The sequence below is a fragment of the Comamonas sp. MYb21 genome, assembly GCF_037479395.1.
Taxonomy (GTDB): Bacteria; Pseudomonadota; Gammaproteobacteria; order Burkholderiales; family Burkholderiaceae_C; genus Comamonas.
Map to the genome: position 1 here is coordinate 17,426 of NZ_JBBGZC010000008.1, position 24,337 is coordinate 41,762.

General features: G+C 65.6%; 23 protein-coding genes. 17 read left to right on the forward strand and 6 right to left on the reverse strand.

Annotation, left to right across the window (positions count from 1 at the left end; genetic code table 11):
• Window positions 1-36 precede the first annotated feature (36 nt).
• The 15 genes from WH367_RS12795 (at window position 37) to WH367_RS12865 (ending at window position 15,533) form a co-directional block, all read left to right on the forward strand.
• Window positions 37-216 (forward strand): Flp family type IVb pilin, encoded by a 180-nt coding sequence (locus WH367_RS12795; protein WP_339536445.1) that lies wholly within the window; start codon window positions 37-39, stop codon window positions 214-216.
• A gap of 10 nt (window positions 217-226) precedes the next feature.
• A complete protein-coding gene (locus tag WH367_RS12800; RefSeq protein WP_339536446.1) occupies window positions 227-796 on the forward strand; it encodes an A24 family peptidase in 570 nt (189 codons plus the stop codon).
• Window positions 797-921: 125 nt separating this feature from the next.
• Entirely contained in the window at window positions 922-1,959 is a 1,038-nt protein-coding gene (cpaB, locus tag WH367_RS12805) for a Flp pilus assembly protein CpaB (RefSeq protein WP_339536447.1), read from the forward strand.
• Window positions 1,960-2,059: 100 nt separating this feature from the next.
• Window positions 2,060-3,469 (forward strand): type II and III secretion system protein family protein, encoded by a 1,410-nt coding sequence (locus WH367_RS12810; protein ID WP_339536448.1) that lies wholly within the window; start codon window positions 2,060-2,062, stop codon window positions 3,467-3,469.
• 4 nt (window positions 3,470-3,473) lie between these two features.
• Window positions 3,474-4,925 carry an AAA family ATPase gene (locus tag WH367_RS12815; RefSeq protein WP_339536449.1) on the forward strand — a complete coding sequence of 484 codons (1,452 nt, stop codon included), beginning with the start codon at window positions 3,474-3,476 and terminating at the stop codon, window positions 4,923-4,925.
• Between the two features lie 8 nt (window positions 4,926-4,933).
• Window positions 4,934-6,259 (forward strand): CpaF family protein, encoded by a 1,326-nt coding sequence (locus tag WH367_RS12820; protein WP_339536450.1) that lies wholly within the window; start codon window positions 4,934-4,936, stop codon window positions 6,257-6,259.
• Window positions 6,256-7,236, forward strand: coding sequence for a type II secretion system F family protein (locus tag WH367_RS12825; RefSeq protein WP_339536451.1), 981 nt, complete (start codon window positions 6,256-6,258; stop codon window positions 7,234-7,236). Before WH367_RS12820 ends, WH367_RS12825 begins: the two co-directional genes overlap by 4 nt.
• A 118-nt stretch (window positions 7,237-7,354) precedes the next feature.
• Window positions 7,355-8,344 (forward strand): type II secretion system F family protein, encoded by a 990-nt coding sequence (locus WH367_RS12830; protein ID WP_339536452.1) that lies wholly within the window; start codon window positions 7,355-7,357, stop codon window positions 8,342-8,344.
• Between the two features lie 2 nt (window positions 8,345-8,346).
• The gene (locus WH367_RS12835) at window positions 8,347-9,366 is read left to right on the forward strand and encodes a tetratricopeptide repeat protein (RefSeq protein WP_339536453.1); all 1,020 of its coding nucleotides are present in this window, start codon (window positions 8,347-8,349) and stop codon (window positions 9,364-9,366) included.
• 18 nt (window positions 9,367-9,384) lie between these two features.
• The gene (locus tag WH367_RS12840) at window positions 9,385-9,828 is read left to right on the forward strand and encodes a DUF3613 domain-containing protein (RefSeq protein ID WP_339536454.1); all 444 of its coding nucleotides are present in this window, start codon (window positions 9,385-9,387) and stop codon (window positions 9,826-9,828) included.
• Window positions 9,829-9,851: 23 nt separating this feature from the next.
• The gene (locus WH367_RS12845) at window positions 9,852-10,403 is read left to right on the forward strand and encodes a TadE/TadG family type IV pilus assembly protein (RefSeq protein WP_116924060.1); all 552 of its coding nucleotides are present in this window, start codon (window positions 9,852-9,854) and stop codon (window positions 10,401-10,403) included.
• Window positions 10,400-10,903: a TadE/TadG family type IV pilus assembly protein gene (locus WH367_RS12850; RefSeq protein ID WP_021027225.1), complete on the forward strand. Its 504-nt coding sequence runs from the start codon at window positions 10,400-10,402 to the stop codon at window positions 10,901-10,903. Before WH367_RS12845 ends, WH367_RS12850 begins: the two co-directional genes overlap by 4 nt.
• 14 nt (window positions 10,904-10,917) lie before the next feature.
• Complete coding sequence (locus WH367_RS12855) at window positions 10,918-12,762, forward strand: TadG family pilus assembly protein (RefSeq protein ID WP_339536455.1); 1,845 nt, start codon at window positions 10,918-10,920, stop codon at window positions 12,760-12,762.
• A 45-nt stretch (window positions 12,763-12,807) separates the two neighbouring features.
• Window positions 12,808-14,238, forward strand: coding sequence for a sigma 54-interacting transcriptional regulator (locus WH367_RS12860; RefSeq protein ID WP_052330014.1), 1,431 nt, complete (start codon window positions 12,808-12,810; stop codon window positions 14,236-14,238).
• A 26-nt stretch (window positions 14,239-14,264) separates the two neighbouring features.
• Window positions 14,265-15,533, forward strand: a complete 1,269-nt coding sequence (locus WH367_RS12865; protein ID WP_339536456.1) for a glycosyltransferase — start codon at window positions 14,265-14,267, stop codon at window positions 15,531-15,533.
• Window positions 15,534-15,548: 15 nt separating this feature from the next.
• Here WH367_RS12865 and queC read toward each other — a convergent pair whose 3' ends face one another.
• Complete coding sequence (queC, locus tag WH367_RS12870; protein WP_339536457.1) at window positions 15,549-16,250, reverse strand: 7-cyano-7-deazaguanine synthase QueC; 702 nt, start codon at window positions 16,248-16,250, stop codon at window positions 15,549-15,551.
• 52 nt (window positions 16,251-16,302) lie between these two features.
• Complete coding sequence (locus WH367_RS12875) at window positions 16,303-16,647, reverse strand: ArsR/SmtB family transcription factor (RefSeq protein WP_133858464.1); 345 nt, start codon at window positions 16,645-16,647, stop codon at window positions 16,303-16,305.
• A gap of 286 nt (window positions 16,648-16,933) precedes the next feature.
• On the opposite strand from WH367_RS12875, the gene fusA reads away from it, so the two are divergent.
• A complete protein-coding gene (gene fusA / locus WH367_RS12880; protein WP_339536458.1) occupies window positions 16,934-19,045 on the forward strand; it encodes an elongation factor G in 2,112 nt (703 codons plus the stop codon).
• A gap of 153 nt (window positions 19,046-19,198) precedes the next feature.
• On the opposite strand, the gene WH367_RS12885 is transcribed toward fusA, so the two are convergent.
• Window positions 19,199-20,089 (reverse strand): LysR family transcriptional regulator, encoded by an 891-nt coding sequence (locus WH367_RS12885; protein ID WP_339536459.1) that lies wholly within the window; start codon window positions 20,087-20,089, stop codon window positions 19,199-19,201.
• Window positions 20,090-20,220: 131 nt separating this feature from the next.
• Between WH367_RS12885 and WH367_RS12890 the strand changes: the two genes are divergently transcribed.
• Entirely contained in the window at window positions 20,221-20,958 is a 738-nt protein-coding gene (locus WH367_RS12890) for an SDR family oxidoreductase (RefSeq protein WP_339536460.1), read from the forward strand.
• A gap of 45 nt (window positions 20,959-21,003) precedes the next feature.
• Here WH367_RS12890 and dgoD read toward each other — a convergent pair whose 3' ends face one another.
• From dgoD to WH367_RS12905, 3 genes are all read right to left on the reverse strand, one after another.
• Window positions 21,004-22,152 (reverse strand): galactonate dehydratase, encoded by a 1,149-nt coding sequence (gene dgoD / locus WH367_RS12895; protein WP_339536461.1) that lies wholly within the window; start codon window positions 22,150-22,152, stop codon window positions 21,004-21,006.
• A gap of 62 nt (window positions 22,153-22,214) precedes the next feature.
• Entirely contained in the window at window positions 22,215-23,252 is a 1,038-nt protein-coding gene (locus tag WH367_RS12900) for an L-idonate 5-dehydrogenase (protein WP_339536462.1), read from the reverse strand.
• 37 nt (window positions 23,253-23,289) lie between these two features.
• Complete coding sequence (locus WH367_RS12905; RefSeq protein WP_339536463.1) at window positions 23,290-24,315, reverse strand: DctP family TRAP transporter solute-binding subunit; 1,026 nt, start codon at window positions 24,313-24,315, stop codon at window positions 23,290-23,292.
• Window positions 24,316-24,337 lie beyond the last annotated feature (22 nt).

The following is a 24,337-nucleotide window of genomic DNA, read 5'->3' on the forward strand; positions in this document are numbered from 1 at the left end:
CTGTTTTTCAGCTGGGCTATGTAAATGGAGAGCATCATGACCAACATCATCAAGAACTTCTGGAACGATGAAGAAGGCGCGACCGCCATTGAGTATGGATTGATTGCGGGGCTGATTGCGGTGGCGATCATCGGGGTGCTTACCACCATGGGTACCAATTTGAGCAATCTATTTGATCTGATCGGTGACAAGCTGGCTGCGCTGGTACCTGCTTAAGCGCACAGAGATGGCATCCGCTGCCTTCACCTGGATCCTGCTGCTATGGCTTATCGCCATAGCAGTGATGGACCTGCGCAGCCGCAAGGTGCGCAACTGGATGGTGCTGCTGGGCCTGGCGACCGGCCTGGCAGCACTGTTCGGAGGTGCACAACCGTTCGACCTGCTGGCCTGGCAAGGCCTGACGGGGATGGCGGTGGCCTTTGCCGCCTTGCTGCCGCTCTATGCCATCCGTTGGATGGGCGCGGGCGATGTCAAGTTTGCGGCGGTGGCTGGGCTCTGGTTTGGTCTGTCTGCCCATCTGCTGGTGATCTGGCTCGGCGCCAGCGTGCTGGCCGGTCTGCATGGCATGGCGGTGCTGGCATGGCGCAACCTGGTGCGCAGCCCCCAAGGGGCTCTGCTGCAGGCCAAGCTGCCCTTGCGTTGGGCGCCGCTGTTGCAACCCGCTACTGCAACTGGAACGGATACCGCTGCACCCAGCCGCTCATCGGGCCCCGCGCGCAGCATCCCCTATGCAGGCTATATGGCCCTGGTCGCCATCGTGCTGTTGATGCGCAATGCAGGCCCCATCACCGGCTAAAGGATGACAGCGATGTCCCTCCACCTCTTTCCATATTCCATGTGCTTTGCTGTCGCCCCCTGGGCCGCACACGCTGCCGCGACAGCAAAGCATATGCAGCTGTCAACTTCTAGGAGCCCTCGACCATGAACCTCACCAAGATACTGGCCGGCCTGCTGCTGGTCCTTGCCTTGGCCCTGGGCCTGGGCGCCTTGCTGCTGGGCCGCCAATCAGCCAACCGGCCCACTACGCCAATAGCAGATGCCAGCAGCGGTGATGCCGGCAAGCCAGCGCCCACCCATGCCGTCGTGGTCGCAGCCAAGTCCATTGCGGCAGGCCAGCGCCTGGTGGCAGACGACCTCAAGATCGCCCAGCTGCCAGTCGCCGTGGCCTCCAGCTTCTCCAACACCGATGCACTGCTGGGCCGCACGACCACGATGGCGTTGGTGGCCGATGCACCGCTCTTTGAGCAGCAGCTGATCAGCGGCTTGGCCTTGCAGGTCGAGCCCGGCCAACGCGCGGTGTCTGTCGGTATCCGCGAGGCCATGGCCGCCGGCCACCATGTGCGACCCGGCGATTTTGTAGATGTGTTCTTTACGCTGGACGGCAAGACCGACGCGGCCGAGGTGGACAGCCAGACCCGGCTGCTGTTGGCGCGCACCCGGGTGCTGGCCTATGGCGCAGCCAGTGTGGAGAACCCCCCACTCACCCAGGCCCAGCGCCAGCAGGAAGAGCAAGAGGCGGCCAAGACCGGCAGCAGCGCCAATGCGGCCAGGCGCAATACCCAGGATACCCAGGCGGCGCGCAATGCCGCCACCGCCGTGCTGGCCGTGCCTTTGCAGGATGTGGAGCGCCTGACCCTGGCCGAGAAATACGGCCAGCTGAGCCTGGCACTGCGCCACCCCGATGACAGCCGCGTGCCCGATCCAGCGCTGTTCGCGACGCTGCCCACGGTGCTGCAGCCAGTGGCAGGCAAGCTGGCCAAGGGCGAACAACTGCAGGACATGGACCGCTCCTTTGCCGGCCTGCGCTTCAAGGACCTGGCAACCGGCGCCGATAGCAAGCCAGTGCGCCGCCCTGCCACCGTCACGCAGGCCAGGGCGCCAGCGCCGGCCGCGCCCTTGGCGCCACCACGCACGCTGGAGGTCTACCAAGGCGCGAGCGTGCAGACCGTACGTTATTGACGGCGGCGCCGGGGTTGTCAGCCCCGGTTGACCGCGCCACACAGGCGCACACGGGCCCGCAAGGCCCGGAACCAGAACGAGACAGACGAGGGAACCGACTATGAGAACCACCGCACTCGCATCCGCCGCCTGGCTGCCGCTGCTGGCCAGCGCCTTGGCCGTGCAGGCCCAGCCTCTGGCCACCGCTGCCCTGAGCGCGCAACCCTTGGCGCTGGTGCAAGGCCAGCAGCAGCTGTTCAAACCTGGCATCGCGATTGCACGCATCGCCATTGGCGACCCTGCCGTGCTGGATGTGCAGGTGCTGGGCGAATTGCCCCAAACGGGCAATCCCGCCGCTGGCAAGGCTGCCACCCCGCGCCCCGCCCGGCCGGCCGAGCTGCTGCTGACGCCCAAGGCTGCTGGCAGCACCACCTTGATGGTCTGGCCTAGCCAGGGCGAACCGCAGACCTGGAGCGTTGTGGTCAGCGGCCCGCGCCTCTTGCTGGAGCGGCGCCTGCAGTCTCTGCCCGAGCATGCGCGCGCCTCGGCAGAGCTGGCGGCCACTGCGCCCAAAGGCACGCCGTTGACCGACCGCGCCCAGGTGGATGTGCGCAGCAATACCGTGCAGGTCGATGTGCAGGTCGTGGAGTTCAAAAAGTCGGCCATGCGGCGCGCGGGCGTGCAGCTCAACAGCGGCGGCGCCAATGACCATGGCTTCCAGTTTGGGGTCTACACCCCGGGCAGCAATGGCAGCAGCAGTGGCTCGTCGAGTGGCAGCAGTGGTAGTGGCAGTGGCAGTGGCAGCGGTACCGACGGGGGCACCTCAGCCATCGCCAGCGCGATGAACCTGGTGCTTGGCTTTGGCCGGGCCTTCAGCGGCCGGGGCATTACCGCGCAGCTGGGTTTTTTGGAGGGCAATGGCCTGGCGCGCGTGCTGGCCAAGCCCACCTTGGTGGCCCACAGCGGCCAAACCGCAAGCTTTCTGGCCGGTGGCGAGATCCCGATCCCCGTGCCCAGCGGCGGCAGCAACAATATTTCCATCCAGTACAAGGAGTTTGGCGTCAAGCTGCAGCTGACGCCAACCATCCTGTCCAACGAACGCATCGCCCTCAAGGTGGCGCCCGAAGCGAGCGACCTGGACTACACCCAGGGCGTGACGATCAATGACATCTCGGTGCCCGCGCTGCGCACCCGGCGTGCCGACACCTTTGTCGAGCTGGCCGATGGCGAGAGCTTTGTCATTGGCGGGCTGGTCAGCCGCTCGACCCTGTCCAATGTCAACAAGGTGCCCTTGCTCGGTGACCTGCCCATCCTGGGCACCTTCTTCAAGAACCTGAACTACTCGCAGGAAGAGACCGAGCTGGTGATCATCGTCACGCCCCGCCTGGTGCAGCCGCTGCCGGCCGGCACCAACCTGGAGGCGCTGCTGCCCGGCGCGCAGCAGGAGCTGCCCAATGCGGGCCGCGTCTGGGCACCGTATGCCGTGGGCGCGCCCTATGCCGACTCCCCCCTGCCCGGCTTTTCGTACTGATGCCATGAACAAGGACTCGCTCGCCCCCCACAGCGCAGGCTCCGCGCCCGAGAGCCCCTCGCTGGCCGACCTGCTCACCCCCAGGCCCGGGCAGGTCCGGCCTGCGCCGGCAGATGCCAGCGAGCGCCCGGCCCTGCGCGCCGTGCCGCCCTCACTGACCCCCGTGCCTGCCACCGCCAACCCCGCAGGCGACAGCCCGGCCACCGTGCCACTGCTGCTGGTGCAGGCGCCCGCGCCGCAAGGCGCGCTGGCGCTGGTCTGGATGCAGCGGCTGCTGGGCGGTGCCCAGCCCTATGTCGCCCCCAGCCTGTATACGGTGGCCGAGCAAGTGCAGCAGCTGCAGCCCCAGGCGGTGCTGGTGCAGTTCGACAGCGCCAATGTCGATGCCGCCACGGCGCTGGTGGCCCAGCTGCAGCAAGCCTTTCCGCATATCCCGCGCCTGGCGATTGGCCATGCACAAGACGCCCCATGCCTGCTGGCAGCATTGCGCGCTGGCGTGCAGGATTTTCTGGATCTGGATGCACCGCTGGACCCGGCCCAGCGCGTGGTGAGCCAATTGCTGGCCCGCCCGGCGGCCTTAGACCAGCGCCGTGCCGATGCCGCGCCCCTCACCGCGCTGCTCTCGGCGCGTGCCGGCCTGGGTTGCAGCCTGCTGGCATCGCACCTGGCCTGGCATCTGCAAGAGGGCCTGAGCCCTGCGCGCAGCGGCAAGGCTGCTGTGCCTGCCAGCCACACAGCCGATGCGCAGAGCTTGCATGCCTTGCTGCTGGACATGGGCGCCTCGGGCGGAGATTGCGCCATCTACCTCAACACCCCGGGCGAGTTCAGCCTGGCCGATGCGCTCAGCCAGCAGCGGCGCCTGGACAAGCGCATGGCGGCCAGCGCGCTGTCGCGACACCCCAGCGGCCTGCGGCTGCTGACCATGCCCCGCCATGCCGCGCTGCCAGCGGCCGGAGAGATCGACGCGCTGGTCCAGCGCCTGGGCCAGTATTTTGAGCACCTGGTGCTGGACCTGGGCGCCGACACGCCCCTGCCGGTGATGGCCGAGGTGCTGCCCCAGGCCAGCCAGATCTGGCTGGTCTGCGACCAGAGCGTGGCCAGCGTGGTCTGGACTGCCGAGCTCCTGCAGCAACTGCAGGCCATCGGCATCGCGCCCGAGCGCATCGAGCTGATCGTGAACCGCCATGACAGCCGGCTGGAGCTGGCGGCCAGCCACATGGCGGCGCAGTTGCAACTGCCCTTGCTTGGCAGCATTCCCGAGCGCCGCCGGTCACTGATGCAGGAGGTCAACCGGGGCCTGCTGCTGCAGGCGCAGCGCCGCAGCGAGCCCTATGTGAAGGCGGTCGGCCAGCTCGCCGACCAGCTGCTGGCCGCGCACCATCCACAGCGTGTGGGCCACCGCAGCGGCGCGGTCGGTCCCTTGCAACACCTTCTCCAGCGCCTGCGCGGACACTGAAAACCACCATGACGACCACGGACTACACCACCTCCGCCGCCGCTGCCAGCGAGAACCTGCAGCATGCCCAGCTGCTTGCCGATCTCAAGAACCATGCCTATGAGCACCTGCTCAGCCGCATCGAGGAGCTGGGGGCGGAGTTTGGCCGCTGGTCCCAGGCGGCGATTGCGCAGTTTGTGAAGCTCGAGCTCGACAGCTTTATCCGCCTGCATGCGGTGCCAGTCAATGAGCAAGAGGCCCGCCAGGTGGCCGAGGCGCTCAGCCGTGAGCTCACCGGCCTGGGCCCGCTGCAGCCGCTCCTGGAAGATGCGCGCGTCGAGGACATCCTCATCAATGGCTACCGCGACATCTATGTCTCGCGCGGCGGCATGCTCGAGCGCGAGGCCTCGCACTTCAAGGACGACGAGCATGTGCTGCGCATCGTGCGGCGTATTCTGGCGCCGCTGGGGCGGCGCCTGGACGAATCCAGCCCCATGGTCGATGCCCGCCTGCCCGATGGCGGCCGCATCAATGTAATCATCGGCCCACTGGCCATCGACGGCCCCACGGTCTCGATCCGCAAGTTCCGCAAGGACCCGCTCACGCCCAAAGACCTGGTCGAGCTGGGCAGCTTCAGCGAAGACATCTGCCGCATTCTGGAGATGGCCGTCAAGGCCCGCTGCAACATCCTGGTGAGCGGCGGCACCAGCTCGGGCAAGACCTCCTTGCTCAACGCCCTGGCCAGCTTTATCCCGAGCAACGAGCGCATTGTGACCATCGAGGACACCGCCGAGCTCGCCCTCAACCACAGCCATGTGGTGCGGCTGGAGAGCCGCCCGGGCAGCTTCGATGGCTCGGGCCATGTGAGCATCCGCGACCTGCTGGTCAACAGCCTGCGCATGCGGCCCGACCGCATCATCGTGGGCGAAGTGCGCAGCGGTGAAGTGCTGGAGCTGCTGCAGGCGATGAACACCGGCCACGATGGCTCGATGGGCACCATCCATGCCAGCTCGCCGCGCGAATGCCTCTACCGCGCCGAGATGCTGGCCGGCTTTGCCGGCTTTCAGGGCAGCGAAGTGAGCCTGCGCCGCCAGATTGCCAATGCGGTGGACTTTATCGTGCAGATCGGCCGCCTCTCCAACGGCCGCCGGCGCCTGCTGTCACTGACCGAGGTGACTGGCATGACGGACAACATGATCTCCACCCAGGAGCTCTACCGCTACGAGGCCCAGACCGGCCCCGACGGCCAGGAACAGGACCAGTGGGTCTCCATGGGCATCTCGCCGCATTCGCCCAAATTGCTGGCCTGGTGGCGGGGCCAGCAGCAGGCCGGCAACAGCGGAGGACCACGATGAACCTCCATCCCGCCGTCCTGGTCATCGCCGCCCTCGCCTGCGCGCTGCTGGCCCTGGCGCTGTGGCTGTTCTCCCGTGCGCGCCAGCAGCAGGCCCGGCAATCGATTACCGGCCATATGCAGCGCAGCCGCGATATCCAGCGCGATCTGCTTGCCCCCTCAGCCGCCACACCGATGCCCGGCATGGCAGCCGACCCCAGAGCTTCTGCAGCCTTGCCTGCTGCGCTCACGCCCTCGGCCTCGGCGCGGCAATGGTTGTATGACCATCTGGGCTATGGCGCCTGGGGCATCAGCCCGCGCGGCCTGGTCATGATCGCCGGGCTGGGGCTGTTACTCGCGTTTCTGGTGGCACTGCAAGCAGGTGCTTTGCTGGGTCTGATGGTGCTGGCCGTCTATGCGCTGCTGACCTGGTTTGGCATCTGGCACCGGGTGAGCAAGCGCCGCGCCAAGATGCTCTCGCTGCTGCCAGGCTTTCTGGACAATATGGTGCGCCTGATCTCCATCGGCAACTCGCCCCACGCCGCCTTCCAGTTTGCCAGCGGCAATGTGCCCGAGCCGCTGGGCAGTGCCTTGCAGCATGTCAATGCGTCCCTCAGCGTCTCGCCCGACCTGGGCCAGGCGATGACCCAGCTGGAGCGTACCTGGAAACTGGCCGAGTTCGGGCTGCTCGCTGCCGTCTTCCGCATGAGCACGCGCTACGGCGGCCGGGTGGACCAGGTGCTCGAACGTGTGTCCGCCTATATCCGCGACCGCCAATCGGCCGAGCGCGAGCTCCATGCGCTGTCGGCCGAGGTGCGCCTGTCCGCCTGGGTGCTGGCCTTGCTGCCCATCATTGTCGGCACCTTGATCATGCTGCTGAACCAGGGTTACTTCATGCGCATGTGGAACGACGGTACCGGCCAGAAGATGATTTTTGCCGCAGCGGGCCTGGAGGTGTTTGGCTCGTTTTTGCTGTATCGCCTGGCACGTCTGAGGTAAGGAGACCAGAGATGAACATGCAAACCATTCTTTGCGACCTTCCACCTGCTGCACAGGCAGGCGCAGCCCTTATGGCTGGCCTTGGGTGCATGAGCTCTTACGGCCTGGGAGGCCAGCCATGAACAGCCAGCCCCTGTGGATTGCCAGCCTGGCACTTGCGGGTCTGGGCCTGGGGCTCTTGGCCGTGCTGCTGCTGCGCCGCGAACACCGTGCCGCCCGTGCCCAGCATCGCGTGGCGCAACTGCTGCAGCAGCGGGAGGCAGCAGCGGGCGTCATACAGCCATTCCCGATGCCCGGTCTTCAGCCGCTACCCAGCACCTCATCGCAAGCAGACCAGGATGCCGCTCAGCATGTCATTGACCGGCTCAAGCGCCCAGCCTGGCTGGACAGCGGACTGTCCAAGGCATTGTTTGCTGACGAAGACCGCAAGCTGATGGAGCAGGCTGGTGTCGAGATGGCGCGCGGTGGCTTGGTATTTGTCGCCTCCCGTACCGTTCTGTGCCTGGTACTGCCTGCGCTGTTGCTGCTGCTCCTGCAGCCGCAGGGGCCCAAGGCCCTGGCCTATGCCTTTGTGGCTTTTGGACTGGGCCTAATGCTGCCCAAGTGGTACTTGCGCTCCAAGGCCAATAACCGGCGCAAGCAAGTGGTCGAGGAGCTACCCCTGTTTGTCGACCTGCTGCGCCTGCTGCAGGGCGTGGGCCTGAGCATTGACCAGAGCCTGCATATTCTGGCCTCTGAATTTGGCAGTGTGCTGCGCGTGCTGAGTGCCGAGTTGGGCCTGGCCAATCGGCTCTACAGCTCGGGCCGCACCCGTGAACAGTCGCTGCAGCGCCTGGCGATGCTGGGCGCGGACGACGACATGAGTGCCGTGGTCAATCTGCTGGTGCAGGTGGACCGGCATGGCGGCGCCGTGCAAGAACCACTGCGCGAGTTCAGCCTGCGCCTGCGTGAAAAGCGCCAGGCCAATTTCAAGGAAAAGATCGGCACGATCACGGTCAAGATGACCGGCGTGATGGTGCTGACCTTGCTGCCCGCCTTGATCGTGATTACCGCAGGGCCTGGCTTTACCGCGGTGATCCGCTCACTGTCGGCGATAGGAGGGAAATAACTATGCGCCATCACCTCAGCAACACCCGAACAAGGTCGATGCCGCTGCTGGCCTTGGCCGTTGCGCTGCTGACCGGCTGCGCCTCCAAGGGCCCGCAAGGCTATGGCGCAGCCGAACAAAGCACGGCAGCGCAAGCCCAGCAGCAAATGGAAAAGGCCGCGCAGCTAACCCAGATCGACCCGCAGCAAACCTATCTGAACCTGATTCGCCAGATGCAGCAGGCCAACCAGTGGTATGCGTCACTGGCGCACACGCAGGCCTTTGAGCGCCAGTACGGCAGCCAGCCGCAGATCCGGCTGATGCGCGCCGATGCACTGCGCAATACCGGCCAGGGCCCATTGGCTGAGCAAGGCTACCAGGCCCTGCTGGCAGACCCCGACAGCAGCACCGTGGCCCGTGCGCGGCGCGGCCTGGGCCTGCTGTATGCCAGCCAGGCCCAGTACCCCAACGCCATTGCGCAGCTGGAGATGGCGCGCCAGATCAACCCCATCGATGCCGATGTGCTGAGCGACCTGGCCTACGCCCATATGCTGGACGGACAGACCGAGGCCGCCCATCTGCCAGTGTTGCAGGCGGCGCAGTTGGCGCCGGGCAATGCCCGGGTGCAGCTGAACCTGGCCCTCTACCTGATGGCCAGCGACCAGAAGGCACAGGCCTCGCAACTGCTGCAGCGCCTGAGCCAGCCCGCCGCCAAGAATGTGCCCGCGCTGATTGATGCGAACTCGATGCAGACCCTGCAAGCGCAGTTGCAGACGGTGCAGACCGCCATGCGCCGGCGCAATGGGGGCGAGTTGCCAGCGCCAGTACCGGCTGCGGCGGCGCCCTTGGTGGACGGCGCAGCACTTGCGGCCAGCCCGCTTCCAGCTGCGGCTACAGAGCCAATCGCAGCGCCGGCTGCAACGCCATCCGCAGGGCCTGCTGCCGGCCCTGGGCCTGCCGTGCCCACGGCCTTGCGCAGTACAGCCGCCGGCAACGGCAGCCCGCACATCACCGATACCCCGGCACGCCCCATCGTGCCTTAGCACCACCAGGAGTCCCCCATGTCTCAGCCTCTTTCTCTCCCCACCTGGCGTTCCGTGCTGCTGGGCCTTGCTGCTTGTGCGGGGTTCTCGGTCACCGCCGTGCGTGCCGAATCCAGCCGCGCCGTGGCATCGGTCGAAGCCGAGGTGCCCAGCCTGGAGATGACACGGCAAGCCCCCGTGGTAGATATCCCCGAGCGCGCCTCGCCCGCCACGCAGCCCTATATCCCGCTGGCCACGGAGAACAGCAATCCTTCGCTGGAGAACCCCGTCATCTGGCGCAGCCGCCCGATCATCATCGGCAACGCCACCGAGCGCCTGCTGGCCATGCAGACCGCGTCACCCGGCGTACACCCCCGCACCATTGATGGCGAGCAGGCCAGCCGCAGCTACCAGCGCTACCTCAAGAGCTTTGAGACCAAGATCCCCGAGCGCTTTGAGACCGGCATGGATGTGAAGCAGTAACACTGGCCGCCCAGGAGCCCGCCATGCGCCCGCACCCCACCCCGTTCATGCACCGCTGCAGGCGTTCGCGCCAGCAGCGCGGCGTGTATGCGCTGGAGTGGGCGATTATCTTCCCGGTGTTTTTTGTGCTGCTCTATGGCATCGTCTGCTATGGCCTCACCTTCCTGGTGCGCCAGTCGATGCAGTACGCGGTCGAAGAAGGGGCCCGGGCGGCACTGCGCTACCCCAGCTCTACGATCATTGGCAGCAACCCGCCCACCTGGGCCTTCCGCAGCTTGCAGGCGCGCCGCACCACGGCCAATGCGCTCAGCTGGCTGCCCGCCGAGCTGCGGCCAGCCGAGGGCGATATCGACTTCACCCTTTGCCATCTGGCCGACACCGCCTGCAACCAGGACACTGCGCTCAATCCGGCGCTCGACTGCAATATCGAGACCCCATGCCTGGTGCTGGTCAGCTACCGCATTGCCAACTACCGCCAGGGCGCGATTGCGCCGGCGATCCCCGGGCTGGGTCTCATACTGCCGGCCAGCCTGCAGGCCCAGGCCAGCTTGTTAGTGGACAGGAGGATGCTATGAAGCACTGCTGCACCAGCCGCCGCGCGGGCGCACTGGGACCACAGCGTGGCGTCGCGGCCATCGAGTTCGCGCTGATTGCGGTCTTCATGATCGTCATGCTGCTGGGCCTGACGGTGTACTGGCGCGCATTCCAGGCGCAGCAGTCGCTCACGCGGGCAGCAGGGGATGGCGCACGCGCCATTTTGGGCGTGCTGGCAGCGGGGGTCAGCGACCCCTGCCACCCCACGCAGGCTGCAGCCAACCGCGCCACCATCCAGCTGCGGGTGCTGCAATCGGTGCGCTCCAGCCTGGAGCGCAGTGACGTCCCCGGCACGGTGGCCGACCAGCTCACGGTCAGCCCCATCCAGTGGCAAGCGGCCTGCCCCAGCACGGGCACCGGCAGCGCCAGCTTTGAGCTGCGCTACCAGCTCGCGCCGCTGTTTGGTACGCAGGGCGTGTGGGTCACCGAGCCCCGGCAGCTCTATGAAAAAAGCGTGGTGCACTTTGCATCGCTGCTGTAAGGAGGATCTGCACCATGTCCGCCTGTAGCCCCCCATCCCCCCAACGCGCCCTGCCCTGGGCCCAGCGCGGCGCCGTGCTGCTGCAGTTTGCGCTGCTCGCCGCGGTGCTGGTCACCTTGCTGGGCACCGTGCAGATTGGCTATATGTACTACGCCAAACGCGATCTGCAGCGCATCGCCGATGTGGCTGCGCTCGAAGCGGTCAATGCCATCACCTATGGCAACTCGGCCACCTGCGGGCTCGGCCAGGCGGCAGCCAACCACAGCGTGACCACCCAGCTGCGCCTGTCGCTGGACAATGAGCAGCGCCGCATCGACTGCGGCCACTGGGACAACAGCAAGGCCGATGCGCTGCGCTTTGGCCTGGGCAGCAGCCCGATGAACGCGGTGCGCGTGCAGCTGCAAGGCGAGGTGCTGCAGCTGCTGCCCTTTGTGGGCTCGCGCCTGGTGGCAGCGGCTGCGACCGCCGCCAAGGACAGCGAGCCGGTGGCCGCGTTCTCGATCGGCTCGCAGCTGCTGCGCTTCAACAACAACGGCCTGCTGGGCCGCATCACCGCGCTGGTGGGGCTGGATATCCAGCGGCTCACCATCCTCGACAAGGACGGCATCGCCAATGCCAAGATCACGCCCTCGGGCCTGCTCAAGGTGCTGGGCCTGCCCATTGGCGTCAACGACCTGGCGCTGCTCACCCCCAATGACCTGGCCAATGTGAATGCCTCGGTGATCGACCTGATCGACGCGGCAATCAATGCCGGCAGCGACAGCCTGCTCAATGCCGGCGTCGACATTGCCGCGCTGGTCGATCTGCGCGCCTACCTGGCGGCCTTTCAGCTTGCCAACATCAAACTGCCACTGGGCGGTGACAAGGGCCTGCTGGCCGTGATCTCCGCAGGGGGCGCTGCCTCGCCCATCGGCGCGGGGCTCGATGCCGCCATCGGCCTGGGCGACCTGGTACGCACCCATCTGGTCGCTGCCAACGGCACCAACAGCGTGGCGCTGGGCCTGGGGCTGCCGGGCATTCTGGACGCCAACCTCACCGTGGTGGAGCCACCACGCAATGCCATCGGCCCGGCCAATGGCCAGACCAAGGCACGCAGCGCTCAGGTGCGACTGACCGTCAACATTGGTGAGCAAAAGAATGTCAGCACGCCCGGCCTGCTGACCGCACTGCTGGGCAACCTGCTGGGTATCCGCGTGCACATCCCCATTCAGGTCGATCTGGTGCGCAGCACCGGCACGCTCGAAGCCATCCAATGCACACCAGCCCGCAATGACCGGCGGGCCAATATCTCCGTGCGCTCGGCGATTGGTGATGTCTGCATCGGCCAGTTGAATGCCAATGGCATCTGCCAAAAGACCGAGCTGGTGGACCTGAACCTGTTGAACCTGCTGGGCGGTCTGCGCGTGCAAAGCAAGCTGTCTACATCGCTGCTGCAAGGCGCCAGCTACACATCGCCGCCCAATGCCCAGGCCTGCCCCTACAACAGCAGCAATGTGGACGAATGCCTGGTCGGAATGCAGGTGGACGTGGAGCGCTCCAGCGGTCCCAATGGGCTGCGCCTGGGCACGACGGTCAGCAATCTGTTGAAGCAGGTGCCCGCGTTGGTGGGCGATGTGCAGAACGCCGAGTACTACGGCGTGCTGGGCGGCCTGCTCGGGGGGCTGCTGGGCGGCTTGCTGGGCGGCCTCAATGCGCTGCTCAATGTGATCGTCACGGTCGTGAGCGCCCTGCTAGCGCCCCTGCTCAACACCATTGGCGGCGCACTGGACCTGCTGCTGCAGGGCCTGGGCATCGAGCTGGGCCGCGCCAGCGTGGATTTGCTGGGCATCCAGTGCGATACCGCCCAGATCGTGCAATGAAGACAGGAGTGAGCGCAGCGACATGAAGAACCGAGGGAATAGAACGTGAATCAGAACGATTTGGTCATCTACGTCTGGGAAGGCCAAGCGGACATTGCAGAGCGCGTGGAGCGCTGCATGGTCAACTTGGATGTGGACGTGGTGCGCGCCGATGGCCTGAACCTGTCGCCCGTGGTGGCGCAGGGGGGCAACGCCATTGCCGTGGTGAGTGTGTCGGTGCTGGAAGGTGCGCGCTTTACGCGCCAGGGGATCGAGGGCAATTTTGGCGGCATGCCGGTGCTGTGGGTCAGCGCCAAGCCGCGTGGCGAAGGGCCGGGCACCTATGCCACCGAGTACTCCCATGTGCTGCCCTTTGACTTTACCGGCGCTGAGCTGCGCGCGATGCTGGTGCGCATTGTGCGGCGGCTGCAAAGCACCAAGCACAAGCAGCCGCGGGGCGACGACATCATCGCCGAGGCCGAGTGCATGCTGGCCCTGCTGCGCGATGTGGACACCTTTGCCGACTGCGAGCACAGCGTGCTGATCTTTGGCGAGACGGGCACCGGCAAGGAACGCGTGGCCGAACGCCTGCATGAACGCAACACGCACTACGGCCAGGGGCCCTTTGTCGTGGTCAACTGCGGCGCGATCCCCGACGGCCTCTTTGAGTCGCTGTTCTTTGGCCATGCCAAAGGCTCGTTCACCGGTGCGGTGACGGCGCACAAGGGCTTTTTTGAGCAGGCCAACGGCGGCACCCTGTTTCTCGACGAAATCGCCGATCTGCCGCTCTACCAGCAGGTCAAGCTCCTGCGCGTGCTCGAAGAGCGCACGGTCACCCGGCTGGGCGCCACATCGCCAGTGGCGCTGGATTTTCGCCTGGTGGCGGCCACCAACAAATCGCTGCGCGAGCTGGTGCATGCCGGGCGCTTCCGCGCCGATCTGTTCTTTCGCCTGGCGGTGATCGAGCTGCAGATGCCCAGCCTCGAAGAGCGGGGCGAGGCCGACAAGCTGGCCATCTTCAACAGCATCCTGCGCAAGGTGGTGGGCGAGGAGATGATGGAGCGCCTGGGTGGGCCGCCGATGTTCATTCTCGACGCGATTGCGCAGATGTACTTCCCCGGCAATGTGCGCGAGCTGCGCAATCTGGCAGAGCGCATTGGCGTGGCCGCCCGCCAGACCCAGGACTGGCATGCCGGCGGCGCCACCGATCGCCTGCTGCTGCAGGCCCAGAGCCTGTCGGCGGCAACCTTCCCGCTGGAATCCCATGCGGCCGGACCGCTGCTGGCCGAGCGCGGCAACTGGGACCAGGAAGAGCGCAACCGCATCATCGAAGCGCTGCACGCCAACAGCTGGAAGCGCCAGAACACCGCCCAGCAGATGGGCATCAGCCGCAAGGTGCTGTGGGAGAAGATGCGCAAATACCAGATCTCGGACGGCGAGCCGCTCGTGCCCCTGGCACCGGCCGCCGCGCAGCCCAATGACCACCTGCCCCTGTGACCCTTGACGCCGAGCCCTTGCCGACCATGACAGACAAACCCCTGATCGTTTTTGTAGGCGCCGTCTACCCGAGCCAGTACAGCCTGCTGTGCAGCCACCTGCGTGCCCAGGGCATCGCAGATGCCTGGTTCATGACCACGCCCGGCCACAAGGCCAACCATGAAAAGCACTGCGACCACCTGCTGTCCTTCCAGCCCGATGGGCTGATCGTCGGCCCCCAGAGCTACTACTACTCGGACAAGGTCGAGCGCTCGGCGCGCATCTGCCGGGGCGTGCTCAAGGCGCTGGAAGACTTTGAAGCCGCTCAGGGCCGCAAGATCGATGTGGTCGTCGCCCATTCGCTCTGGGGCGCGCCCAACTGGCTCTATGGCGAGCTGCAAGCCGCCATCATCAGCTATATCGAGTTCCCCAGCTACCTGGCCCATGGCTGGGATGCCGCCTACCCGCCGGACCAGGCCCAGCGCCTGGGTGACCGCAACACCGAGATGCTGAGCTTCCACCAGGTGCTGTGCAGCGATCTGACCATCGTGCCCAGCGCCTATGCGCGCTCCATGTTCCCACCGCTGCTGCAGGACCGGATTGCGGTGCAGTTCGAGGGCTTTGATATCCAGCCGCCGCTGCGGGATTTTGGCGCTGCCGGTGATGCAGCGGACGATACCCAAAAGCCTTTCACGATCGCGTTCTCAGCACGTGATCTGTCGAGTGCCAAGGGTTTTGAGACCTATATCCGGCTGGTGGACCGCATGGTGCGCGAAGGCGATGGCCAGAACACGCGCTTTATCGCCATCGGTGATGCCAAGGCCTCCACCTACGGCTATGAGCAGCAATGGGTGGAGCGGCGCTATGGCGGCAAGGTGGAAAGCTTTCGCGACCACCTGCTCAAGGTCTACCCCGCCGCCGATGTGATCGAGTTCCCCGGCCACCTGCCCTATGACCAGTTCTCGGCGCTGCTGGCCGAGGTCGATCTCTTCCTCTACCCGCTGCGCTATGGCGTGGCCAACTGGGGGCTGATGGAGATCCTGGCGCGCGGGGGCTGCGTGATTGGCTCCAACTGGGGCTTTGCACCCGAGCTGATTGCCCACAACGTCAACGGCCTCTTGCTGCCCGACAACGACGACGACTGGATCGAGGCGATACGGCAGCTGCGCCGTGACCCGGCCCGGCGCCAGCGCTATGCCCAGGCTGCGCTGGAGACCGGCAAGGCCTACCATATCGCCAAGGTGGCGCCCCGCTTTATGGCGCTGTTTGCGCGGGCAATGGCCAACCGCAAGGTGCAGCTGGTGGCGCCGCGCTGATACCAGCGCTGTTGTTTAGGCCGCTTGCTTCCAACGCGCAAAGCCCTGCGCGCGCAACGCACAGGCCGGGCATTCGCCGCAGCCATAGCCCCAGTCATGGCGCTCGCTGCGGTCGCCCTGGTAGCAGGTGTGGGTGTCTTCCTGCACCAGCGCGGTCAAGGCGTCGCCACCCAGGTCCTGCGCCAGCTGCCAGGTAGCAGCCTTGTCGATCCACATCAGGGGGGTCTCTACCACCAACTGCCGGCCCAGGCCCAGGCTCAGCGCCACCTGCATGGCCTTCATCGTGTTGTCGCGGCAGTCGGGATAGCCGGAGAAGTCGGTCTCGCACATGCCGCCCACCAGCACCGTGCACTGGCGGCGGTAGGCCACCGCAGAGGCGAGGGTCAGGAACACCAGGTTGCGCGCCGGCACAAAGGTATTGGGCAGGCCATCGGCCTGGTAGGCCAGCGCAGCGTCGCGGGTCAGCGCGGTATCGCTGATCTGGCCGAGCACATCGATATTGAGCAGGTGGTCCTCACCCAGCTTCGCCGCCCACTGCGGGAACTGCGCGCGCAGGTGGGCTAGCACGGTGCTGCGGCATTCCAGCTCCACCCGGTGGTTCTGGCCGTAGTCAAAGCCAATCGTTTCGACCTGGGCATAACGGCTCAAGGCCCAAGCCAGGCAGACGGTGGAATCCTGTCCACCCGAAAAAAGTACCAGCGCCTTGGCGTCTTGCATGCTGCGCTTCTCCATCCATCAAAAATCTAAAAACCAAGCCTGTATTAGGCGCTTAGCTGCGCTCACCCCAGGCCGTGCTGGCATCGGTCAGCGCATCGCTGCGCGTGGCCGAGAGTATCGCGTCGAGCAGGCCGGGAAAGCGGGCATCGAGGTCTTCGCGCCGCAGCGACAACAGGTTCTCGCGCCCGGCAGGGCGCTGCCAGATCACGCCGCTGCTGCGCAGCACGCGCCAGTGGTGCGTCATCGTCGACTTGGTCTGGTCGCGCAAAAGCGCCGTGCAGCTGCGCTCCTGGCCATCGGCCAGCACACGCACTACCGCCAGGCGCGTGGGGTTGCCCAGGGCGGTGAGCACATTTTCCAAATGGATCTGCGCAGCTTCAGGGTGGTGAGGAATCATCCGGGGTCCATGCGCCAAAGGGGCGCGCATCGGCTGCAATAGCCGGTTCATTGCCAAAGGGCGCCATTCTGCCTGGGTCTGCAGCACTGGCAGCACGATGAACGCTATTGTCCCCAATCGGGCAATACCCATGACGACAGTACGACTGTCTTCGTACTATTAATATTGCTCTTTTCTGGCCCTGTGCCGGCGCCTCTGAGAGGATGCCGGATGTCGCAAAGTGGGAGCGCACAGGGCTGTAACACGCAGCTGAATCCGGCTGAAAAACCGACCCAAGGAGGTCAACATGGCCCGCCATACCCCCATAGAACGCTATCGCAACATCGGCATCTCTGCGCACATCGATGCCGGAAAAACCACGACGACCGAGCGCATCCTGTTCTATACCGGGGTGAGCCACAAGCTGGGCGAGGTGCATGATGGCGCCGCCACGATGGACTGGATGGCCCAGGAGCAAGAGCGCGGCATCACGATCACCTCGGCCGCAACAACGGCCTTCTGGTCGGGCATGGAACGCAACTTTGCGGCCCACCGCATCAACATCATCGACACCCCCGGTCACGTGGACTTCACGATCGAGGTCGAGCGCTCGATGCGCGTGCTCGACGGCGCCGTCATGGTCTATGACTCGGTGGGCGGCGTGCAGCCCCAGTCCGAAACCGTCTGGCGCCAGGCCAACAAGTACAAGGTGCCACGCCTGGCCTTTGTCAACAAGATGGACCGCATCGGTGCGGACTTCTTCCGCGTGCGCCAGATGATGGTGGACCGCTTGAAAGCCAACCCCGTGCCCATCGTGATTCCGATTGGCGCCGAGGCCGAGTTCTCTGGCGTGATCGACCTGATCAAGATGAAGGCCATCATCTGGGACGAGGCCTCGCAGGGCATGCAGTTCGAGTACCGGGAGATTCCCGCCGAGCTGCAGGCCACGGCGCAGGAGTGGCGCACCAAGATGGTGGAAGCGGCTGCCGAAGCGAGCGAAGCGCTGACCGACAAGTACCTGAGCGATGGTGACCTGCCCGAGGCCGACATCATTGCCGGCTTGCGCCTGCGCACGATTGCCACCGAGATCCAGCCCATGCTGTGCGGCTCGGCCTTCAAGAACAAGGGTGTGCAGCGCCTGCTGGACGCCGTGGTCGAGCTCATGCCGTCGCCGCTGGATGTGCCTGCGGTGACTGGCCACAGCGAAGACGAGAACGACAGCACGGTGCTCACGCGCCGCGCGGACGACAGCGAGAAGTTCTCTGCCCTCGCCTTCAAGCTGATGACCGATCCCTTTGTGGGCCAACTGACCTTTGTGCGTGTCTACTCGGGCGTGCTCAGCAAGGGTGACCTGGTCTACAACCCGATCCGGGGCCGCAAGGAGCGCATTGGCCGCATCGTGCAGATGCATGCCAATGAGCGCCAGGAAATCGACGAGATCCGCGCCGGCGACATTGCCGCCTGTGTGGGCCTCAAGGAGGTGACGACCGGTGAGACCTTGAGCGACCCGAGCGCGCCCATCATCCTGGAGCGCATGTCCTTTCCTGAGCCCGTCATTGCGCAAGCGATCGAGCCCAAGACCAAGGCCGACCAGGAAAAGATGGGCATTGCCCTGTCGCGCCTGGCCGCCGAGGATCCGTCGTTCCGCGTGCGCACCGATGAGGAATCGGGCCAGACCATCATCGCCGGCATGGGCGAGCTGCATCTGGAGATCATCGTGGACCGCATGAAGCGGGAGTTCAATGTGGAGGCCAATGTGGGCAAGCCCCAGGTGGCCTACCGCGAGACCATCCGCAACACGGTCAAGGATGTGGACGGCAAGTTTGTGCGCCAGTCGGGCGGCAAGGGCCAGTATGGCCATGTGGTCTTCACGCTGGAGCCGATGGCGTCCGGCGAAGGCTTTGCGTTTGTCGACGAGATCAAGGGCGGCGTGGTGCCACGCGAGTACATCCCGGCCGTTGAGAAAGGTGTGCGCGAGGCGCTGGCGAGCGGCGTGCTGGCCGGCTACCCGGTGGTGGATGTGCGCGTGCGCCTCACTTTTGGTTCGTACCACGATGTGGACTCGTCCGAGCAGGCCTTCAAGATGGCGGCCATCTTCGGCTTCAAGGAAGGCATGAAGAAGGCCAACCCGGTCATCCTGGAGCCGATGATGGCCGTCGAGGTCGAAACGCCCGAGGACTATGCCGGCACGGTGATGGGCGACCTGTCATCGCGCCGGGGCATGGTGCAAGGTATGGATGACATCGCCGGTGGCGGCAAGAGCATCAAGGCCGAGGTTCCCTTGTCCGAGATGTTTGGCTATGCCACGCAGCTGCGCTCGATGACGCAGGGCCGCGCCACCTACACGATGGAGTTCAAGCGCTACACCGAAGCGCCTGCCCATGTGGTGGCCGGCATTGCAACCCGCGCCAACCGCTAAGCGACCGCAGATGCCAGCCACTGCTGGCTGAACCCAGGCCCACCGCCCTCCAGGCTGTGGGCCTGTTTTTTTGTCCGCTGTCCGCATCCGCTCGTGCAAGTGCCCGGCCCAATGGCTGGGCTGCCTTGCCTTTCGGCTCCACCCAATGCGCCACTAATTCGCATCCACAAAGCGCTCTGCCAGCCAGTCAATAAACACCCGCAGCCGCGCCGACGGCTGGCGGCTGTAGGGGTGCAGCACCGAGACCGGCATCGGCGGCGGTGGCAGATCGGGCAGCACCTCCAGCAGCTCGCCCTCTTGCAGCGCCTGCGCAATGCGGTAGCGCGGCACCTGCACCATCCCCAAGCCCGCCATGGCTGCGCCGGTGTACAGATCGGCGCCGTTGACGGTGATGCTGGGCTTGAGCCGCCGCTCCACCACCTGCTTGCCCACGCAAAACTCCAGCGCCACCGGCCGGCCCGTGGCGCTGGAGACATAGGCCACAGCGGCATGCTGGGACAGGTCATCGAGTGACTGCGGCAGGCCGTGGCGCTCGGCATAGGCCCGGCTGACGACCGTCACCTGGCGCAGCGACGCCACCTGGCGCCCGATCAGCGACGAGCTTTGCAGGCTGCCGGCCCGCAGCACGCAGTCCACCCCTTCGCGCACCAGGTCCACCAGCCGGTCGTCCTCGGCCATGTGCAGCTGTACCTCAGGGTACTGCTCCGCAAACGCGCCCAGATGGGGCATCACAAAAAAGCGCGCCAAGGTGCCCTGCAGGTTGACCCGCAGCAGGCCCTGCGGCGGCGCATGGCGAAAGGCGCTCTCGGCCTCCTGCAGATCGGCCAGCAGCCGGGTGCAGCGGCGGTAGTAGTCCTCACCTTCGGCCGTCAGCCGCACCTGGCGCGTGGTGCGGTCCAGCAGGCGTGCGCCCACCCGCGCTTCCAGCCGCTGGACCAGGTTGGTTACCGTGGCACGCGGAATCTGCAGATCGTCCGACGCCTGCGCAAAGCTGCTGCGGTCGGCCACCCGCACAAATACCTGCATTTCCTGAAAGCGGTCCATCGCAACAACGCCTACCCAATGCGGCGCATATTATTAAAGTAAACCGAATTATAAAATTCAAATCAGCACAATGATCTTTTGAATGGAATAGTGAAAAATCCAGCCATTCGATCAACGACAGGAAAGCAGACATGACCAAGCCCACATCCATTGCCCTGATCACCGGCGCATCGCGCGGCATCGGTGCCACCATTGCCCGCCGCCTGGCCCAGGACGGCCACGCCATCGCCATCAACTACGCCAACAACGCGCAAGAGGCCGAAGCACTGGCCCAGGCGCTGGTGCAAGAAGGTGGCCGAGCCATCGCCATCCGTGCCGATATCTCGCAGGCTGACCAGGTGCAGGCGATGTTCAGCACCGTCGAGCGGCAGTTGGGCCAGATTGATGTGCTCGTCAACAACGCCGGCGTGCTCGCCACCAGCACCCTGGCCGAGACCAGCGACGCGCTGTTTGCCAAGACCTTTGCGATCAACACCCAGGGCGTGTTCAACACGCTGCGCGAAGCGGCCACACGCCTCAACGCAGGCGGGCGCATCATCAACCTCTCGACCACCGCGCTGGCACTGAACCTGCCCGGCTACGCGATCTACAACGGCAGCAAGGCCGCCGTCGAGGCATTTACCCGCGTGTTTGCCAAGGAGCTGCGCGGCCGCCAGATCACCGTCAACGCGGTCGCTCCCGGCCCGGTCGCCACCGAGCTGTTCTTTGCCGGCAAGAGCGAGGCGCAAATTGAGCACTTTGCCAAGATGCCGCCGCTGGAGCGCCTGGGCGAGCCCGAGGACATCGCGGCGGTGGTCGCCTTTTTGGCCAGCAAGGAGTCGGGCTGGATCAACGGGCAGGTGCTGCGCGCCAATGGCGGCATTGCTTAAACCGCCGCCCCACCCGGCAAGACACCCGGGTTGAGGCGCCTGGCCTCACCACTCTGCCACACTGCCATCGGCATGGCGCCATACCGGGTTGCGCCAGCGGTGGCCCTCCTTGGCGCGCTCGACCACATAGGCCTCGTTCACCTCGATGCCCAGGCCCGGGCCGCCGGGCATCGCGACATAGCCGTCCTGGTAGTCAAAGGCATCGCGGTTGTGCACATAGTCGAGCAGGTCATTGCCCTGGTTGTAGTGGATGCCCAGGCTTTGCTCCTGGATGAAGGCGTTGTAGCAGACCGCATCGATCTGCAGGTTGGCGGCCAGCGCAATCGGCCCCAGCGGGCAATGCAGGGCCACCGCCACATCGTAGGCCTCGGCCATCGCGGAGATCTTGCAGGTCTCGGTGATGCCGCCAGCATGCGAGGGGTCGGGCTGGATGATGTCGACACCGCCTTGGGCAAACACGCGCTTGAAATCCCAGCGCGAATAGAGGCGCTCGCCCAGCGCGATCGGAGCGGCGCCAATGGCAGCCAGCTCCGGGATCACCTCCAGGTGCTCGCTGAGCACGGGCTCTTCGATGAACATCAGGTTGAAGTCGCGCAGCTCGCGCATCAGCACCTTGGCCATGGGCTTGTGTACCCGGCCGTGGAAGTCCACGCCAATGCCGATGTGCTTGCCCACCGACTCGCGGATCATCGCGACATTGGCCACGGCCTGCTCCACCTTGGCATGGCTGTCGATGTACTGCATCTCCTCGGTGCCGTTCATCTTGACGGCGGTAAAGCCTCGGGCGACGGCCGCTTGCGCTTGCGCGGCCGTATCTGCCGGACGGTCACCCCCGATCCAGGAGTAGACGCGGATACGGTCGCGCACCTTGCCGCCCAAGAGCTCATGCACCGGCACACCCAGCGCCTTGCCCTTGATGTCCCACAGCGCCTGGTCCACGCCGGCAATGGCGCTCATCATCACCGGCCCCCCCCGGTAGAAGCCGGCGCGGTACATCACATTCCACAGGTCCTGCACATTGCGCGGGTCGCGGCCCACCAGGTAGTCGGAGAGTTCCTCGACGGCTGCGGCCACCGTGTGGGCGCGGCCTTCAACCACCGGCTCGCCCCAGCCAACGATGCCCTCGTCGGTTTCGATCTTGAGAAAGCACCAGCGCGGTGGCACGATAAAGGTGGTGAGCTTGACGATTTTCATGGGACGAACTGAGAAAAATGGGGGTGGGAATCAGCAGTGGTGACTGGGGCTGGTGCGGGGGCTCACTCAAAGTCCAGCAGCACCTTCATCGCCTGCGAGCGGTCGGCCGCCAGCGCAAAGGCGCGGGCCGAATCGCGGTAGGACAAGGTGGCGGAGATCAGCGGCTTCACATCGACCAGGCCCTTGTTGAGCAGGGCCACCGCAGTGGCGAACTCCTCATGAAAGCGGAAGGAGCCGCGCCAGTCGAATTCCTTGGCCACCAGCGTGTTGATCGGCAGGGTCATCTCGGCACCGGCCAGGCCCAGCTGCACGATGGTGGCGCGCGGGCGCAGCACATCGAAGGCACCGCGCAAGGCATGCGGGTTGCCGCTGGCCTCGAACAGCACATCGAACTGGCCCTTGTCGGCTGCGTAGCGGGCCAGGCCATCGGGCGACTCGCCCACATGCACGACCTCATCGGCGCCCACCTGCAAGGCCTTGGCCAGCGGGTGCGCGCTCATGTCGGTGGCCACAATGTGCTCGGCGCCTGCGCGGCGCGCGGCAATGATGGCCAGCGCACCAATCGGCCCGCATCCCGTCACCAGCACCTTGCGGCCCAGCAGGGGGCCTGCCCGCTGCACGCCGTGCAGGGCAACTGCCAGCGGCTCGGCCATGGCGCCTTCGGCGTCGCTCACCTGCGCGGCCAGCAGATGGGCCTGGTGCGACTCGATGACGATCTGCTGGCGGAACGCCCCTTGCACATGGGGCGTGCGCATCGCGCTGCCGTAGTAGCGCATGTCCAGGCAGTGGTTTTGCAGGCCCATCTGGCAAAAGCGGCACTGGCCGCAAGGCCAGCTGGGGCTGACTGCGATGCGCTGGCCGGCAGCAAAGCCCGTCACCTCGGCGCCTACCGATTCGATGACACCCGAGACCTCATGGCCCAGCACCATCGGCTCCTTGATGCGAACCGTGCCAAAACCGCCGTGCTGGTAGTAATGCAGATCAGAGCCGCAGATGCCGCCGCAGCGCACCCGCACCAGCATCTGGCCAGGCCCGGGCGCAGGCGCGGGGACGGATTGCACCCGCAGATCGCCGGGTGCGTGGATAACAAGCGCTTCCATATCAGAAGTTCCTAATTGGCTTGGATAAGTGAGTGGCTTAAGGCTTGGTTTTGCGGTAGCTGGCCAACGCCGCATAGAACGACTGGGCAAACTCCTGGCCGACGGTCGCCTGGTTCTTGTCGATCACCGGCTGCACCGCAGCGCGGATCTTTTCCAGCTCGGCAGCCGGCATCTCGCCCACCTGCATGCCATGCGATTTGAGCTGGACGACCACCTCGCCGGCCTGGCGCAGCTCTTCGCTGCGCTGCAGGGTGCGGGCCTTCTCGGCAGACTGCTGCACCGCCTGCTGCTGCGCGGGCGTCAGGCCCGACCACCATTTCTCGGACGCGATCAGCGCGACGGGTGTGTAGACATGGTTGGTGATGGTCAGGTACTTCTGCACCTCGTACATCTTGTTGGCATACATGTCGACCACCGGGTGCTCATAGCCGTCCAGTGCCTTGATCTCCAGCGCCGGGTAGACCTCGGAGAAGGCCATCGGCACGGCGTTCATGCCCATGGCATTGAAGCTGGCCAGCGCCATCGGGCTTTGCATCACGCGCACGCGCAGGCCCTTCATGTCGGCCAGCGAGGCCAGCGGCCGCTTGCTGTTGGACATATTGCGGAAGGCACCGCCCGCCCAGACGAGGCCGCGCATCTTCATATCGGCAATGTCGCCCAACATCTGGCGGCCCACCGGACCATCGAGCACATGGGCGGCCTCGGCATCGCTGGCAAACAGAAACGGAAAATCAAAAATCTGCAGCGCCTTCTTGCGTGCGGCGATGGGCGAGAGCGCGCCCATGTACAGGTCCTGCGTGCCGCTTTGCACTGCAATCAGCATCTTGTCTTCGCTGCCCAAGGTGGCGCTGCTGTACACATCGATCTGCACCTTGCCATCGGTGGACTTGGCGACATCGGCAGCAAACTGCTTCATCGCGATGGCGCGGGGGTGCGAATCGGCAAAGGAATGGCCCAGGCGAGCGCGCTTGCCCTCCTGGGCTTGGGCGGGCGCCAGGCCCAGCATCGCCAAGGTGGCGCAGGCCAGGCCTGCAACGAGGCTGCGGCGTGGAATCAGTTTCATGGTCGGCTCCTTGTCTTTTTTG